Source organism: Treponema ruminis (assembly GCF_014201975.1).
Classification (GTDB): Bacteria; Spirochaetota; Spirochaetia; order Treponematales; family Treponemataceae; genus Treponema_D; species Treponema_D ruminis.
Genome location: NZ_JACHFQ010000006.1, coordinates 207,724 through 222,846 on the forward strand (window position 1 = coordinate 207,724; position 15,123 = coordinate 222,846).

Below are 15,123 nucleotides of genomic sequence, written 5' to 3' on the forward strand. Positions count from 1 at the left end.
GTGATACGATATTCAGCGTTATTTTGATTTAGTATAGGGGCACATTTTTCATTTGTCAAGGCTTTTTAAATTAACGTGGTATATTGATTTTGTTTTATAATTAATATATTCTTTAGGCATGATTGATTTTTTTCAAATCTCACAGGAAATCCGTAAAAACTTTCCGGCCCTGCTCGAATTGTCAGATAGTGAAAAAGATGATTTTTGGCTTATCCTGAAAAACACCCTTTCGGTTGAGAAAAAGTCTCTTTCAACAGACCAACTTGTCCTGCTCTTTTTAGATTCAGTAAAAGACACTTATAAAAAGGTTACGGAGACGGCAATCCGACAGTTCATTGAATACGGCAGGGAGAAAAATTTCGACTTTTTTTCAATTACACAAAAAGACATAAGAGATTTCATCAGTGCCGAATATGGAGCCGGAAAATCCTTCAGTTCTGTCAGGGTTGAATTATCAAGAATCAATCAGTTTTATAAATTCCTCAAGCAAGAAAATCAGCTGAAAGTTGTTAAGAACCCCTTTGAAAAAATAGAACTTGGAAAAATCGATTATAATTCTAAGTCAGAGGACATACTTCCAAGTGAAGAAGACATCCAGACAATTCTTTCCGCATTACCCCGAAACCAGGCCGTAGTTTTTGCAATTACAGTCGAAAAAGGCTATAACCTGACCGATCTTTATGATTTAAGTTTTGGCTACACGGAATATGTAATTGAAAACGAGAATTCTGCAAATCCGATTACAGCCGCTTTCTGTTATACAAAGGAAGATTTATGGTCTAATGTACCTGAACACGAAGACTCAAGGGTAATAGTTTCTGATTCTGAAATTCCTGACACATCTCATTATGGACGAGCCGGGTATTATGAATATTTAACCCATCCGGCCTGGTATAACGATTTATTATTTGACTTCTGGCTGAATGATATTATATCAGAAGCCCCGGAGAATGCTGCCGACGGTCCTGGCTATGGAGAATTGTATTATTCAAACCACGAGATAAATTTACATTCAATCGATAATGCCATCGTAAAAAAAATAAAGGCCCTCTACAATGAAAAGAAAATTTCAGCCCACTATGCTTTAAAAAATTTCCGCTGGCTCGCCATTCGAAAAATATATGAAAAAACTCATGATTTGAAAAAAATTCAAAAGCTTTTAAAACATACGACTCTTAATACAACCAGAAGATACCTGCAAAATATGGGAATAGAGGTAAAAGAATAAAGGAAAATTGGAGCAGGGGAGCATTGCAAAATGGAAAATGAAAGTGTAACAATTTAGGAGGATTTATGAAAACCTACACTGCAGAAGTTTATTCCACAGAAAAATACCAGCTTGGAGAGTCGCCCTTTTATGATTCACGCACGAAGACTCTTTCCTGGGTTGATATTTCAAAAGGCAGACTTTTTACACAGGGGCCTGATGGTGTAAAGAAGTCTTTTACTTTTGACAAGCCGATTGGGGCAGCAGTTCCTTCTGAAAAAGAAGGAAGCTATCTTGTTGCAGGAAGTGACGGCATTTATCTTCTTGACGGCGAAAAAGCTTCGCTCATAAAAAATCTTTCTGAATATTATGAGGCCTACCAGCGTTCAAATGATGCAAAGGCAGATCCTGCTGGCCGGCTCTGGTTCGGTTCTTCTGTAAATGACGATAATCATCAGGCAAGCGGAAATCTTTTCTGTCTGGACAAGGGAAAAGTAAGCTGCAAGCAGGCTGATACAAAAATCTCTAACGGAATGGCCTGGAGCAGCGACCGCAAAAAGTTTTATTTTTCAGATTCCCTGCAATACGCAGTTTTCTCATATGATTACGACCTGGCCACCGGTGAAATTTCAAACCGAAAAGTTTTATTCAAGGTGGAAAACGGCGTTTCTGACGGAATGTGCATCGACTCCGAAGATAATCTCTGGGTTGCAATCTGGGGCGGAAGAAGAATTGAATGCAGGAGCTCAAAGGACGGAAGCCTGCTGGCAAGAGTCAATGTAGATGCACAGAACGTTACATCCTGCTGCTTTATGGGCGACAATCTGGACACTCTTTTTATCACGACTTCCGGCCAGGGACAGACCGGCGAACATGACGGCTGTCTCTTTACCTGCAAGCTTGATACAAAAGGCTGCCAGTGTGATTATGTAAAAGCCTAAACATTGGCTTGAAAACTCTTTGTCCTGGCTGGAACCGTGTCGTCAAATTACTGCTTTTATGCTAAAATAAAATAAATGGAGAAGACATACCTCGCAATCGACCTCAAATCTTTCTACGCCTCCGTTGAGTGCGTTGAGCGAGGACTCGACCCTTTGACCACAAAACTTGTCGTTGCTGATGAGTCCAGAACAGAAAAGACAATTTGTCTGGCCGTAACACCTGCTTTGAAGGCTTACGGACTTTCTGGTAGAAGCCGACTGTTTGAAGTCGTCCAGAAAGCAAAGGAAGTAAAAGCTCGCACAGGAAAAGAGCTTGATTACATTATTGCTAAGCCCCGCATGGCTCTGTATCTTGAATACTCAGCCCGCATTTACGGCATTTACCTCAAATACTTCAGTCCAGACGACATTCATGTATACAGCATTGATGAGGTTTTTATTGATGCGACTTCATACCTCACACTTTATAGTATTGATGCACAATCCTTAGTCCGGAAAGTAATAAAAGACATTTTGAGCCAGACTGGAATAACTGCTACAGCTGGAATCGCACCAAATCTTTTTTTATGTAAAATTGCTATGGACATTGTTGCAAAGCACGTTGAAGCTGACGAGGATGGAGTTCGAATTGCAAGTCTCTCTGTAAAAGAGTACAGACAGCAGCTCTGGAATCATACTCCGATAACAGACTTCTGGAGAATAGGAAACGGAACTGCGAACCGACTTTCAAAGCTCGGACTTTACACAATGGGGGATATTGTCCGTCAATCTTTACGGAATGAAGACGTTCTCTATAAAATGTTCGGCATTGATGCGGAGATTTTAATTGACCACGCATGGGGATTAGAGCCTTGCACCATAAAACATATAAAGGACTACAAGACTTCTAATAAAAGCATAAGCGAAGGACAAGTCCTGCAAGAACCGTACACCAATGAAAAAGCTCGGATTGTCGTGCGTGAAATGGCTGAGGTCTTGGCTCAAAACTTAAAATCAGAACAACTGGCTTCTGACCTTTTTGGACTTTACATTTCATACGACCGTATTTCAATAACTGATGATTATCATGGTGCAGTTGAGATGGATTTTTACGGACGCCCTGCACCAAAAGCCACTCACGGTTCAATTAGAATTACCCCAGCGACCGCATCTTTGCAGAAAATAAGCGAAGGCATGCTTTCAGTTTTTGACCGTGTGACCGACAAAAATCTTTTTATACGACGGATTAACATAAGTGCTGATAATGTAATTTCACAAAAAGAAGAACAGATTGATTTGTTCACGGATGTAAATGCACAGAAACGAGAAATGTCTCTTCAAGATACGATGCTCAAAATCCAGAGCAAGTTTGGAAAGAATGCGATTTTAAAAGCCAGTGATTATGAGGAAGGTGCTACCCTGCGACAGCGGAATGAACAGATTGGAGGGCACAGGGCATGACGATAAAAAAGAATTATGATGACATAATTGACTACGAATACAAAGGTTCAACGACCAGAGCAAAAATGCCATTGTCAAGTCGTGCCAAAATTTTCATGCCGTTTGCCGCACTCAGAGGCTATGAAGAGCTGATAGAAAAGGCAAGACTCGAAGCAGAAAAAAGACAAGAGCAAAAGACCGCAAAATTAGAGGACAGCATTTAGCGTACAAAAAGGCCCCTTAGAACAAGAGCCTCTTCTACTGCTTTGAGGGCATCTACGACAACGGAACATAATATTTCGCAATATAAATTAGATATAGGAAATGTTGTTCTGGCCTTTATACTCCGCGCCTGTATGCAGCAATCTCGGCGTTGATTTCTTCCAGAGTCATTTTGTCAGCTCCGCTTTGGTGCGCTGCTTTCTGCATTTCCCATAAGTTGTTCATTGCTGAAATGTAATCTGGATTTAAATATTCCTTGAATCTGATTCTCAGAATCTTGGCGGCGACATCCTCAGGAAAATGCTCGCTAAGTGACTTTCTGATGAATCCTTCCATGTCCCTGTGGTAAATCAGCTGGCTGCTGATGTCGTTGATGATTTTCATCGTCTTCTTCCGTGCCTTGAAGTATTCCTGCAATGTCATAAACGGATTTTCCTTTCTTGTGTCAAAGATTCCGTAAAGCTCGTGCTGGGGAGAATCTATGAAAATGACTTTCTTATCCTTCTGGCGCAGGTATATTTTGTCATAGAGGCAGATTTCGCTGTGACCGACAACCTGCTTTTCGTAATACAAATCATCAAGCAGGGCTTCCGGGCGAATCCACAGGCAGAACTGAGATGGTTCGTTGCCGCTTCCGCTGAAGCAGCCGTCCCAGTCGAGCTTTTCGTCAAATGGAATCCACTTTGTATTGTCAGGAATGTCATATTCTTCCATCCGCTTACTGAAAGTTGAGTTCAGTAAATCAATGGAGTAGTCATCGCTTCCATAAATATCACGCATGACACTTTTCATGTAACGAACGGCCGTCTCGGAAAATCCCGCGTGACTGAACACCCAGCCGTCACATTCAAAAGCAAGCTGAAGAATGTCCTTTGCTCCGAGCAGCAGTTCCCTTATCGTGGTGATTTTTCCTTCTCTGCCGATTCTGCCGGTCTGATGACCGGAGCAGTTCTGACCTTCCCGTGACTGTGAAAGATACGACCAGTCGTGGTTTCCAATCAGCAGCTTCCTGTGTTCAGTGTCCTCGCGGACGAAATCGCAGATTGACTTGAAATTGTCGCCCTGGTCAGGCCATTCGTTTTCCTCGGCATCAAAATAGTCACCGTGAAAGACGATGTAATCGTATTCTTCGGAAGAATGAGACTTTACGGATTCCCAGAAGTGGGTTCCATGGATATCAGGTACGGAAAGAATTTTTGCCATGGTTATTTCCTTCTTAATAATATGATTCGGTTAGTTTACATTTTTGCTTCCACACTTCATTTATGGTCTCCATTTTCCCATTGTTTAGTAAGCTGGCTGTCATAGATAAGTGTGACAACGATTACTGCCGTAAATAATACGCCAAGTGCTATAATTATAATTTTCCCGAAAAGGGCGAATAATATTGCCAGAAAAAGAACCTTCGCTGCGATTACTAAAAGCAGACAAATTAATCCAATTATCATATCAATACCTCCTTTTTGCGTATCAAGTTCAATTTACAGTTTTATCATTGCAGCTGTCGCCCTGTCTTTCAGGGAATACCTGCCTTTTGTTTCCATGGGGTAACCGACAGGATTCAGCAGCAGGGTGATTTTATTTCTTCCGGCAGAAAGAACTTTTTTCCCTGTGTCATGAGTATGACCTGCAAGCCAGACTGATTTGTTCTTCATTTTTGCCAGATATTCATCAGCATTGAAATAGAAAAACGCGTTTGAATACTCATCCTCGTATTTTCGTGGAATTCCAAATGCCGTCGGAATAAAATGGGTCATAACGATGTCAGGCTTTTGAGAAATCACATTCCGAAGTTTACGCAACTCATCTTTCAGGATTGCTCCGGGATTATTGTCCATATACCGCCAGTGAACATTGTCGTACCAGTGCTGCCATTGATTCAGAAGCCATTCCTTTGGATGCGGCCATGTTCTTGAACCGACTGAAAAATCATTGAATCCCATGCAGCCGCCGATTGTGAGCTTTCCGATTTTTGCCGTCGTGCCGTCAAGCAGGGTGACATTCGGAAGCTCAGACAGTTTTTCCTTTATCCAGGAAAGTTTTTTGTCTGTTTCGGTAAAAGGATTCTGCATAAAATAATCATCGTGCCTGACGGTCAAATCATGATTTCCGAATGTGACGAATATCTGCCTGTATTTTTGCGAGGCAAGCCTATAAAAATCAACAAAAATCTTGGGATTATCGGCGGTGTCTCCGGCCACGCAAAGCACGTCGGAAGAGGGAAGGTAGCGTTCGATAAAATAAGAGATTTCCGTTCTGTTTTCTGCGTAGTGATCAACATGCAGGTCGCTTGTCAGGTAAAGTGTCATAACCGCTATCCTTCCTGATTAAAAACTTTTTTTGCTTCAAGAAGCTGAAAGTTATTTGCGTCCATGCAAATATTGATGTACCGGGCAGAATTTACTTTCTTCTTTGGATAAGATTTGTTGTATTCGCTCAGAAAATAATCTTCGGTCACAGTTTTTTCATGAGTATGGCCGTGAATGTTAATCAAACTGCTTTCCTTTTTGATAAACACTGGCTCGTGCGAGAGAATGTAATTTCCAAACTGAAGCGGACCTTTGTAGACTTCATCAAAACCGAGGAACCTGAAGTATTCGATATAATTCGGAAACGGCTTCTTACGCGCCATAAAATCATGGTTTCCGAGAATCAGGCACATCTTTCTGTTCTTTTTCATGCGCATTATATCATTCATTATCCTTGAGTTCTCAAGATGTAAATTCAAGAATACATCCCCGAAATTCCAAATCAGACAGTCTTCCGGAAGCTCATCAAACTTCTTGAGAAAAAACTCGTTCATTTCAGCGCAGCCTTTGGGCGAAAACTCAAAAGGACGGCTGCAGTATTTAATTATGTTCGTATGATAAAGATGCAAATCGCTTGTCAGAAATGTCTGCTCAAGAGAATAACCTGAAAAGAAATCTTCCTTTGTGATTTGTTTAATCATTTTTACCTCGAAAAAAAGGGGAAGAAAACAGAAACCATAAAGGCGGTGAACGCCCTTTATGGCTACACGCCTGAGTTTCTCGAAATATACGCTCAGGTGGGAGCTGCCTTCTTAGCCCCAAATGGGCAGGATACAACTCGTGCCATCTCTACGCCCAATATAAAAACTGTATCATGGTATTAAATCAATTTCATTAAAGTAAAAATTTAATGTTTTTTAACTATGAAAGCAAAGCTTCTTGTCTGCTACAAAACCGGGGATTTATACAATATCGTTTACCAGAATAAAAGAAAAAGCCTTGAATGGGCAAATACTAGACGGCTCTTCTTGCCGAATCAAATGACCATTCAAGGCTCTTTAAATATACCAGAACAAGGCGATTTGTCAAGTGGTTAGAAAATTTTAGCCACTAGCCAAAAATAAAGAAAATTGACAAAGTGTAATATCTGAAAAGAAGTGTTAAAAGTTATTTAACGGGGTTAAATTTGTCAAAATGTAAAAATATACCCCCATAACTAGCAAATAACGTAGATTTTTTATGGAGAACTCTTTTAGATGAATGTTCTAACACCAATACAGAAAGAAATAGCTACAGCTCTTGAGCAGCTCAAAGAAAAGTCTCTGATAACAGAAGCTTTACTCGCAAAGAAAGTTCGTGAAAATGCAAAAATCCAGGGAAAGAACAAGGCCGGAATCTGCCTCAAAGACCTGGAAGTCTGCATTGAATATTTAGCAGAAAATAATCAGCTCAAATTCGCACTTCATCTTAACAGCGCAAATGATATCCTCATAAAGAGGGAAGAATCATGGAAACTTCTGGAAAGTGATGCCAAAAAGCGCCGTCAGTCCAGCGAGAAATCTATTTCTGTTCTGACTAACGGTGATTTACGCGGAAAAAGTTCTGGTGGCAAGCCGGTAAAAAAACGTACTGACCGAAAAAAGCTGGATTACCGAAACTTTGAGGATGAAGATTAATCAAGATGAGTGAAAATCTGCTCCAGAAAAAAACGACTAGGATGCTTCATATTGTTCTAGAAAAACCACAGGGTCATAGAATTCTTGTTTTTTCTTAGGGAGCTCTTTCCTTTTACCGCAAAATTTTTCCCATCCCATTTCTAGTTCTTCCGGAGAAAAGAGTGCTACAGGATGATCTGAATCTGTCTCGAAAGAAAGCGTTTCATTAAGGACTCTAATGATCGAGTCTTCAATGCTTCGCGGGTCATCGTTACTGTAACGTAGAATCCTTTCCTTGATTTCATCAGAAAGAGAAGCCGGTAGATATTCTCTTTTCATTTTGTTATTTTCAAGCCAGTTTTCGTAAAAATTGTTGATGACACAGTCTTTTAATTGTTCATGTGTATAATCAGCAATTTTGAAAATTTTAAGTCTGTTTATTATCGGACCTGAAATATTATCAAGAGAATTTGCAGTAAAGATATAGTTGATACCAGAAGCATCAATGTTCATTCCTATGTAATTATCAAAGAATCTTTTGGAATTGCATTTTTCCAAAATGGAATAAAAAATGCTTTCTATACTGAATGTGTCTTCTTTCTTGATTTTATCCAGCTCATCAAATTGAATGATAGGATTTTTCAAAGGATGGTGGTCCCCATTTGAAAACATTGATTCGATAATTAATCCGTGTCTGGCCTGTTTAAATTCAGGTGCGCTTCCTGAAAGCGAGAAATTTGCAACATTGTTTCCAAGGTCAATTTTAATCGGAGGTTTTCCCATTACTATCTGGCTTAAATCAGAGCAGAAAGCGGTTTTACCACAGCCTGGACCACCTACAAGAATAATTGGCCGAAAGGAAATATCCTGATTGCATCTTAGCGCTGAAGCTTTACAGTTTAACACTATATAGTCGATTACATCCTTCATGTTTGGATAAATCTTTTCAAGCGCTTTAATCTTTTCAATTTTTTCTTGATCAGCAAGTATATATTTAGGTGAGCCTGTCAGTTTAGTGAATACTTTTTGTATTTGTTTTCGTAAATCATCATTATACATATCCAAGTATGACTCAATTAAGCTCTCATCAAGCAAGCTGTCTTCGTTGGATTCTGTTTCACTTACACCAGTAATAAGGCTTTTTTCGTTTTCTGCAATTTTTTTTGATTTCTTTGATGAATGTTCCATTATTATTTTCCTCCACTAACCGATTCTTATTCGAAAATCAAAATCTCATCCATTGGTTTGTTGAACAGTTCACTTAGAATTTTGAGATTTTCAATTGAAGGTAGGGTTTTGCCGGTTTGCCAGTTATAAACAGCCTGAACTGCTTCAAGCTCCATAAAGTTTGCCAGTTTTTGTACAGACATGCCTTTTTCTTCCCGCATGTTTTTAATGTTTTGGCCTGTTTTAACCAGATTAATAATGGGGTGAATAACAATCTTGTTTTCTTCAATGTAGCGGTTCATAGTACTTACCTCCGTTTTCTTAGTTTATGAGGTAAGTGTAGAATCTAGTGTGAGTTTAAAGGTATCTTCTGTGGAGACATTTTATGTATTTAGAAACTTCCGATAGGTTCTTCTCCCATTTTATCAAGAGCCTTATTTAGTTCGAACATATCATATCGTCCGTTTTCTATAAAATACATAATAATTCTATCATATGATTTATCTGAGAAAGCCTTTCCTGCACGACGTAATAATTCTGTAGTATCGGCCAAGTCTAGCTTCAAGCCAAATGCTAATTGAATACAAGCCTCAAATTTTGGATGTTTTGTAAAATTTGTTACTATTTTAGAATAGTTTTGCCTGGTCATCAAAGCTGGCTTATAAATCTCTGCCGCTTTTAGCTTCAACTCATTTTTCTTTTTTATTACAAAATCACTTACTGTTTTTTCGGGGGCTTTTAAATAATTCTGCAAATCTTCATCAAATGTTTTTATTATCTCTTCTTTTGATTTTTTTTCAGTGAGAAATGAACCTGGTAAATCTGCACACATACCATAAAGCAAGAAGGGATCACTTTCATCTTCCTCTTCTTCATCTTCGTCCTGGTATGCATCTTCTTCTTCTAAATCATCTCTATACCCGTAGTGTCGGTCGTTTTCTGCAACTAAAAGATTAAAAGTGTTATCTAAGCTATAATAGTGTTCAATATAATAATTTTTTAATGCACCAATTATACCAGGAACTGTATTCAGATCTAATATCTCTTCTGGAATAGGAAAAGCACTGTTTTTCTCCATCATTTCATAGTCTGCAACAGTACTTTTATATTTTCCTGTATTGCAGGCACTTACATTGAATACATATTCTTTTCCTTCTTTTTTCAGCTGCTCTAATACTACTTTAACTGCTTTATCTGCAAAACTCATATTCTTATTGTACCATGCTTTTATTTATTCAACTATCACTTTAATTACAATTTTCATTTTTCACCTTAAATTGGTACTTATCACAGCAACGGCTGTACACATTTCTTTTCAGGAGAAAAATATGAAAAAAATCGTTCTCATTTCCCTTAGTTTGGCTGTATTTGCAAGCAGTCTTTTTGCAAAATCAAATCCTTCATCCAGCTTGTTTAGTGGCATTAATAAAGTTTCTAAAAAAATGGATAAATCTGCAGTCAACGGAGTAGAGGGGACAATCCCGGAAGGGAAAACTCTTCGCGGCGGATTTTATCTGCTTACCCAAGTACAGCCGGAAGATCTTGATAAAAAAGTTAAGAACGTCATTGTAGAAATAAAGTCAATTGATCTGCTTAATGATTCCTATTCTCTTAGAATGAAAGCCATTTCTAAAATCGCGATTGGATTCTCTTGTCAGGATTCGACTGTCACAATTGCAAAAACTGATAATGGATTTATTTCAAAAGTCGAAGAACTGACTTCCTATGGTAGTGATGTTAATGGTTCGGCAACTGGCGAGATCCATGACATGAGCGCAAAATATTTTGATGAAATTGCAAAATGGTATACCGATGAGATCATATCTCTTTGTAAAAAAACTTCTGATGAAGACTTTTCAAAAGCTGATGCTGAATTGCTTACGCTACTGCCTTGTTACTATGATGTATCCAAAACAGCTGGAAATAAATTAAAGGCAAAAAAATGGTATAACGAGCATTCTATCGAAGGTCTCCCAATTTCAGGAAGTTATAATTTCTGGGGCATAGATGAAAGCAAGGTTCCAGGTTTTGCCTATGAGCTTAAATTTTCTTTCTTTGATAACAACCTTAATGCACATTTCTTCTCTGTTCTGAGCAATAATGATTCTTACATCGAGTTAAAAGAAGATACCAAAGTTGAAGTAGTCGGAACCATACGTTCTGTGAAGTTCTCTGATTTTGGTAACGACTATAAGGTTTCAGAACTAATTATCACTGAAAAATAAGCATAATTTCTGACGAAAACAGTGTGATTGCGTTCTTTTTGTAATCACACTTGTTTTTTTACAAGGAGCTGATATGAATATCCTGAAAAACATAACTACAAACAATTCAGATTCCGTTACCGGGAAGATTGTACCTGAATTTGATTTTGCAGATAACTCATTAGTTTCCTATATGTATTGTATGGTTTGTCAGCAGTTGAATCTTGGCGGGCATGAATATGATGAAAGGCTTATGAAACAGGTTTTTACCGAAGAAGAATTCAAAAGAGTTGGTTCACTGTATATTGATGTTGTAAAAGAGAAAGAACCAAGAAAATTTGAAAAATTTACCAGGAGAGATAACAGTTATGAGTTTGAGGAAATTGTTCGCTCTTTTTGCAGCAGCCAGAAAAACAGACCGGCTCTTTACTTTGGGCTTTTATATTATGCTTGTAACAAGAAGCTGGAAAACATCTTTAATCATGAAAATCCTCTTATTACCATAAAAAACTCTTCCTTTATGGTAAACTTTACAAATACCTTCAATTTAAATGAGTATGAGACCACATTTTTGCTTCTTAATCTTTTTGGTCATAAGAATATCTGGTTTTTGCCGGAGCCTTTGCCTGTCGAAAACAAAATTAAAATCTGCTCCAGATTCTTTCCAGATATAGAAACTCTAAGCGAATCCATTGTCAATCAAATGAACAAGCGCCTTATAAATCTCGGTCTTTTTTCAGATGACTGGGATGTGTCCGATTATGTTTATTCTTATTTTTCAGGGAATGCATATCCGTTCAAATTAAGTTTTCTTTACTCACAAGAGTATTCTGACTGTTACTCAATGGATTCGATTGCTACGGAAAACTTTGAGCACATTCATATAACTGATAAAATCATTTCAAAATGCAAAAGAACTAAAAAAGGATGTTATATTACCGTTTCAAATGCTGATGAATTCCGTTCAAAAAATTTTCTAAGTTACAGTAATCACTGTAACAATATCTTTACCCTCGAAATATTCAGTGAAACGACAGGTTTCGATAAAAATGATCTGGTTTTCTTTCTGATTGCAGTTTCAAGTCAACTTCAGGATAATAATGGAGTCTTGTTATTGGGAAAAAGCATTCTTTCGAACTTTCTTCAGGAAAACACAGACAATCACAATACAATAAAAATATATACATCGTCTTCTAAAAAGGAAAAAGAGTCCGCCGGTAAAATTCCATATGAGTTATTCCAATATATTCATACACCGGTATTCTTACTTACTGATTCTTTAGATTCTGATGAGTCAAAATCTCTAAATAAAGAATTGAAAATCGTCTACAACTGGGATTTGAAAAATCCGTCTCAAAAAGAATATGAAGAACAGTTAAAACAATTCCTAACCAGCAAAAAATTTGATCAAAACCTCATTGAATCAACAGCGAAGGAATGTAAGCACCTGCAGATCTCACCAGAAAAATGGAATGATATCGCTAACCTTGTTTCCATTCTCAAGGATTCTTCTGAGTATGAAGTAAAGCAATTGATTGAAGCGAAATTTCAGTCTTCAGATAACAAAAAGAATATCCGGAAGAATTCTCATTATTCCCTTGATGCACTAAAAACAACGGAACCTGTAGAAAATATCGTAAAGGCCCTGCAGAATGCAGAAAAATGGCAGTCTGATGAGTATAACAGTGAATCCGGCATCCGCATATTAAATTACGGCGCCTCAGGAACTGGAAAAACTGCCTTTGTAGAAAACACCGCAAAACTACTGGATAAACCGTTAAAGATTGTTCGGGCTTCTGATATTTTGGGAATGTATGTCGGTGAAACAGAAAAGAATATAAAGCAGGCATTTGAAGAAGCTGCAGAAAGCAACTCAATTCTTTTAATTGATGAAGCCGATTCTTTCCTACATTCAAGGGGCGATAATATAAACCGGCATAATGATTCAAAGGTGAATGAATTTCTTGTGCAGATGGAACGTTTCCCGGGAATTTTATTCTGCAATACAAATCTTCCTGACAATCTTGATTCTGCAACAGACCGTAGATTCCATATGAAGATTGGTTTTGAGCCTTTGGATAAGGAAGGCATTTCTCTCTTATGCAAAAGCTATTTTGAGAAGTTTGAATTTACTGAGCGGCAAATAAATAAAATTTACGATGCAGGAGATGTTACGCCCGGAGATTTCGGTTCGCTTTTCGGGCGCATGCGTTTCACGGATCCGGATGAAGTCAATCCAGAGCTTATCTGTAACGAGCTGATAAAACTTGTGAAAGGTAAAAAACGAAGCTGGGAAAATAAAAAAGCGATTGGGTTTTGCGGATGTTGATTATACTAATATATCAAAGTCTATCATAAAGTATGGAGGAACAAATGAATTTATTTATCTGTGGAAGCCGATCGTCTTCTTTTAATGATTAAACGACAACCAGATTGGGATTTCATTACTTTCGAAGGACCATAGTTTAATTCAACCAGCGCTTTAATGACAGTGAATAATTTTCGCACTAAAATTTCCGTGATTATTGCATTTGACTTTGATAGACTACAGTCATTCAGGTATGAATCAAATTCAAGAAATACTTGAATGACAAAGCTATTTTTTAGCTGTATATTTTAATTATCACTTCAAGCAAAGCGTTTCTTTTACGTAAAACTTAGAAGTAGTGCTCGTTGAGCACCTTGTATCGAATGGGTGATAATTTTTATCACCCTGAGAAACGGCTGAGTCAAGGCCTTGAGCGTAGCGTGCCTTGACCAGACGTATTTTAAGAAGGAGGAACTGAGATGAAAGCAGTTTCTAATACATTCAAATTGCAAACATTACAACTGCCTCAGCTTCCGCTCGGACTCCCTCAGGGGCTCTTTATGCTTCAGGGACAGATACAGGAAATGTTTAACGGGTTTGGCTTTATGTGCCAGGCTACTTTTGAAGATTTTGAAGGGAAGACCAACGCTTAAAACTTTTTTACACATGCGTTGGCTCCCAGAACTAAGGAGAAACGGATGTGTAAAATTAATAAGCCAGTAATCAACGTAGCAGCTACGGCTGCAAGAATCAAAGAATACCGAATCCGTGCAGGTTATTCGGTTCGTGAAATCCAAAATATTTTCAATTTCTCAAGTCCAGAAGCTGTATACGCTTGGGAGAAAGGTAAGTATCTCCCAACTATCGATAACATGATTGTTATTGCTGATGTATACGGTGTCACTGTGGATGATTTCATTGTCCGTGATGTTATTGAAGTTGAATGCGATATTCAAGAGGTTAAATCAGCCTGAATTAAAAAGTAATTATTGCCCTTTAGCTCAGTTAGTAAGAGCAGCGGTCTTATAAGCCGAAGATGGTTGGTGCGGGTTCAAGTCCCGTTCACTACTTAAAATGTGGAAGTAGCCTAACAGGTAAAGCACTGGAATGAAAATCCAGTTTAGATGGTTCGAGTCCATCCTTCCGCGCAATCTCGGGTAAATAGCTTAGCTGGTTAGAGCATTCGGCTCATATCCGAAAGGTCTGTGGTTCAAGTCCACATTTACCCATCTTTCGTAGTGTAATTGGTAGCACAGAAGCTTTTGGTGCTTTTAGTTTTGGTCCGAGTCCAGACGAAAGAAAAAATGGAACAGTATCATAAAATGATAGTTCATTATGATTAGATTGAAGCTGTTACACGACGGGGAAAGGAAAAATATTATATGTTAGAAGTAAAGGGAAAGTACAACACTGCAAAGGTTTTTACTGACAACCTTGAAGAAAGCGGACGTGCTCAGATTGAACGTCTTTGCGACCAGCCTTATGCAGCCGACAGTAAAATTCGTATGATGCCTGACGTTCATGCAGATGCCGGACGTGTTATGGGCCGTAAGGAAGCACGCTATAAGCTAAAGATGGAAGACTTCGAAGATTCCATGAAGGGGGTATGGTCTTCAACTGTCTGCAAAGATACGATTGATGAAGCTCCTATGGCTTATAAGGATATGAGCGAGATTGTTGCAAATATTGAACCAAGTGCAGAGATTGAAAACATCATCAAACCGATTTTCAATTTTAAGGCTGCGGAGTAA

At 38.3% G+C, this 15,123-nt stretch carries 17 protein-coding genes and 2 tRNA genes; 12 read left to right on the forward strand and 7 right to left on the reverse strand.

Annotation, left to right across the window (positions count from 1 at the left end; all coding sequences use genetic code 11):
* Positions 1–118: 118 nt before the first annotated feature.
* From HNP76_RS10730 to HNP76_RS10745, 4 genes are all read left to right on the forward strand, one after another.
* Positions 119–1,228, forward strand: coding sequence for a site-specific integrase (locus HNP76_RS10730; RefSeq protein WP_184660334.1), 1,110 nt, complete (start codon positions 119–121; stop codon positions 1,226–1,228).
* A gap of 65 nt (positions 1,229–1,293) precedes the next feature.
* Positions 1,294–2,148, forward strand: a complete 855-nt coding sequence (locus HNP76_RS10735) for an SMP-30/gluconolactonase/LRE family protein (protein WP_184660336.1) — start codon at positions 1,294–1,296, stop codon at positions 2,146–2,148.
* A gap of 75 nt (positions 2,149–2,223) precedes the next feature.
* On the forward strand, positions 2,224–3,588 hold the full coding sequence (locus tag HNP76_RS10740) for a Y-family DNA polymerase (protein WP_184660338.1): 1,365 nt from the start codon (positions 2,224–2,226) through the stop codon (positions 3,586–3,588).
* Positions 3,585–3,791, forward strand: coding sequence for a hypothetical protein (locus HNP76_RS10745; RefSeq protein ID WP_184660340.1), 207 nt, complete (start codon positions 3,585–3,587; stop codon positions 3,789–3,791). Before HNP76_RS10740 ends, HNP76_RS10745 begins: the two co-directional genes overlap by 4 nt.
* A gap of 115 nt (positions 3,792–3,906) precedes the next feature.
* Here HNP76_RS10745 and HNP76_RS10750 read toward each other — a convergent pair whose 3' ends face one another.
* From HNP76_RS10750 to HNP76_RS10765, 4 genes are read right to left on the reverse strand one after another with little or no spacing between them, the layout of a single operon-like run.
* Positions 3,907–4,992: a hypothetical protein gene (locus tag HNP76_RS10750; RefSeq protein WP_184660342.1), complete on the reverse strand. Its 1,086-nt coding sequence runs from the start codon at positions 4,990–4,992 to the stop codon at positions 3,907–3,909.
* Between the two features lie 56 nt (positions 4,993–5,048).
* Positions 5,049–5,237, reverse strand: coding sequence for a hypothetical protein (locus HNP76_RS10755; protein ID WP_184660344.1), 189 nt, complete (start codon positions 5,235–5,237; stop codon positions 5,049–5,051).
* Positions 5,238–5,270: 33 nt separating this feature from the next.
* Positions 5,271–6,098, reverse strand: a complete 828-nt coding sequence (locus tag HNP76_RS10760) for a metallophosphoesterase (RefSeq protein ID WP_184660346.1) — start codon at positions 6,096–6,098, stop codon at positions 5,271–5,273.
* 5 nt (positions 6,099–6,103) lie between these two features.
* Positions 6,104–6,739, reverse strand: coding sequence for a metallophosphoesterase (locus HNP76_RS10765; protein WP_184660348.1), 636 nt, complete (start codon positions 6,737–6,739; stop codon positions 6,104–6,106).
* A gap of 555 nt (positions 6,740–7,294) precedes the next feature.
* On the opposite strand from HNP76_RS10765, the gene HNP76_RS10770 reads away from it, so the two are divergent.
* A complete protein-coding gene (locus HNP76_RS10770) occupies positions 7,295–7,714 on the forward strand; it encodes a hypothetical protein (RefSeq protein WP_184660350.1) in 420 nt (139 codons plus the stop codon).
* Between the two features lie 36 nt (positions 7,715–7,750).
* On the opposite strand, the gene HNP76_RS10775 is transcribed toward HNP76_RS10770, so the two are convergent.
* From HNP76_RS10775 to HNP76_RS10785, 3 genes are all read right to left on the reverse strand, one after another.
* Positions 7,751–8,881 (reverse strand): AAA family ATPase, encoded by a 1,131-nt coding sequence (locus HNP76_RS10775; RefSeq protein WP_184660353.1) that lies wholly within the window; start codon positions 8,879–8,881, stop codon positions 7,751–7,753.
* A 26-nt stretch (positions 8,882–8,907) separates the two neighbouring features.
* A complete protein-coding gene (locus HNP76_RS10780) occupies positions 8,908–9,162 on the reverse strand; it encodes a helix-turn-helix transcriptional regulator (protein WP_184660355.1) in 255 nt (84 codons plus the stop codon).
* A gap of 89 nt (positions 9,163–9,251) precedes the next feature.
* Positions 9,252–10,067, reverse strand: a complete 816-nt coding sequence (locus HNP76_RS10785; RefSeq protein ID WP_184660357.1) for a hypothetical protein — start codon at positions 10,065–10,067, stop codon at positions 9,252–9,254.
* Positions 10,068–10,188: 121 nt separating this feature from the next.
* Here HNP76_RS10785 and HNP76_RS10790 point away from each other — a divergent pair, with 121 nt between their 5' ends.
* The 7 genes from HNP76_RS10790 to HNP76_RS14380 all read left to right on the forward strand — a co-directional run bounded on the left by HNP76_RS10790 (position 10,189) and on the right by HNP76_RS14380 (position 15,123).
* A complete protein-coding gene (locus HNP76_RS10790; RefSeq protein ID WP_184660359.1) occupies positions 10,189–11,085 on the forward strand; it encodes a hypothetical protein in 897 nt (298 codons plus the stop codon).
* Between the two features lie 73 nt (positions 11,086–11,158).
* Positions 11,159–13,393: an ATP-binding protein gene (locus tag HNP76_RS10795; protein ID WP_184660361.1), complete on the forward strand. Its 2,235-nt coding sequence runs from the start codon at positions 11,159–11,161 to the stop codon at positions 13,391–13,393.
* A gap of 458 nt (positions 13,394–13,851) precedes the next feature.
* Positions 13,852–14,025: a hypothetical protein gene (locus HNP76_RS10800; RefSeq protein ID WP_184660364.1), complete on the forward strand. Its 174-nt coding sequence runs from the start codon at positions 13,852–13,854 to the stop codon at positions 14,023–14,025.
* A 45-nt stretch (positions 14,026–14,070) separates the two neighbouring features.
* A complete protein-coding gene (locus HNP76_RS10805; RefSeq protein WP_184660366.1) occupies positions 14,071–14,346 on the forward strand; it encodes a helix-turn-helix transcriptional regulator in 276 nt (91 codons plus the stop codon).
* Positions 14,347–14,448: 102 nt separating this feature from the next.
* Positions 14,449–14,520, forward strand: a tRNA-Phe gene (locus HNP76_RS10810).
* Between the two features lie 7 nt (positions 14,521–14,527).
* Positions 14,528–14,601: transfer RNA gene (locus HNP76_RS10815), tRNA-Met, on the forward strand.
* A 153-nt stretch (positions 14,602–14,754) separates the two neighbouring features.
* Positions 14,755–15,123 carry an RtcB family protein gene (locus HNP76_RS14380; RefSeq protein ID WP_184660368.1) on the forward strand — a complete coding sequence of 123 codons (369 nt, stop codon included), beginning with the start codon at positions 14,755–14,757 and terminating at the stop codon, positions 15,121–15,123.

Coding starts and splice junctions, on each gene's coding strand:
- HNP76_RS10730 (WP_184660334.1), top strand. CDS start 119: ATGATTGATTTTTTTCAAATCTCACAGGAAATCCGTAAAAACTTTCCG.
- HNP76_RS10735 (WP_184660336.1), top strand. CDS start 1,294: ATGAAAACCTACACTGCAGAAGTTTATTCCACAGAAAAATACCAGCTT.
- HNP76_RS10740 (WP_184660338.1), top strand. CDS start 2,224: ATGGAGAAGACATACCTCGCAATCGACCTCAAATCTTTCTACGCCTCC.
- HNP76_RS10745 (WP_184660340.1), top strand. CDS start 3,585: ATGACGATAAAAAAGAATTATGATGACATAATTGACTACGAATACAAA.
- HNP76_RS10750 (WP_184660342.1), bottom strand. CDS start 4,992: ATGGCAAAAATTCTTTCCGTACCTGATATCCATGGAACCCACTTCTGG.
- HNP76_RS10755 (WP_184660344.1), bottom strand. CDS start 5,237: ATGATAATTGGATTAATTTGTCTGCTTTTAGTAATCGCAGCGAAGGTT.
- HNP76_RS10760 (WP_184660346.1), bottom strand. CDS start 6,098: ATGACACTTTACCTGACAAGCGACCTGCATGTTGATCACTACGCAGAA.
- HNP76_RS10765 (WP_184660348.1), bottom strand. CDS start 6,739: ATGATTAAACAAATCACAAAGGAAGATTTCTTTTCAGGTTATTCTCTT.
- HNP76_RS10770 (WP_184660350.1), top strand. CDS start 7,295: ATGAATGTTCTAACACCAATACAGAAAGAAATAGCTACAGCTCTTGAG.
- HNP76_RS10775 (WP_184660353.1), bottom strand. CDS start 8,881: ATGGAACATTCATCAAAGAAATCAAAAAAAATTGCAGAAAACGAAAAA.
- HNP76_RS10780 (WP_184660355.1), bottom strand. CDS start 9,162: ATGAACCGCTACATTGAAGAAAACAAGATTGTTATTCACCCCATTATT.
- HNP76_RS10785 (WP_184660357.1), bottom strand. CDS start 10,067: ATGAGTTTTGCAGATAAAGCAGTTAAAGTAGTATTAGAGCAGCTGAAA.
- HNP76_RS10790 (WP_184660359.1), top strand. CDS start 10,189: ATGAAAAAAATCGTTCTCATTTCCCTTAGTTTGGCTGTATTTGCAAGC.
- HNP76_RS10795 (WP_184660361.1), top strand. CDS start 11,159: ATGAATATCCTGAAAAACATAACTACAAACAATTCAGATTCCGTTACC.
- HNP76_RS10800 (WP_184660364.1), top strand. CDS start 13,852: ATGAAAGCAGTTTCTAATACATTCAAATTGCAAACATTACAACTGCCT.
- HNP76_RS10805 (WP_184660366.1), top strand. CDS start 14,071: ATGTGTAAAATTAATAAGCCAGTAATCAACGTAGCAGCTACGGCTGCA.
- HNP76_RS14380 (WP_184660368.1), top strand. CDS start 14,755: ATGTTAGAAGTAAAGGGAAAGTACAACACTGCAAAGGTTTTTACTGAC.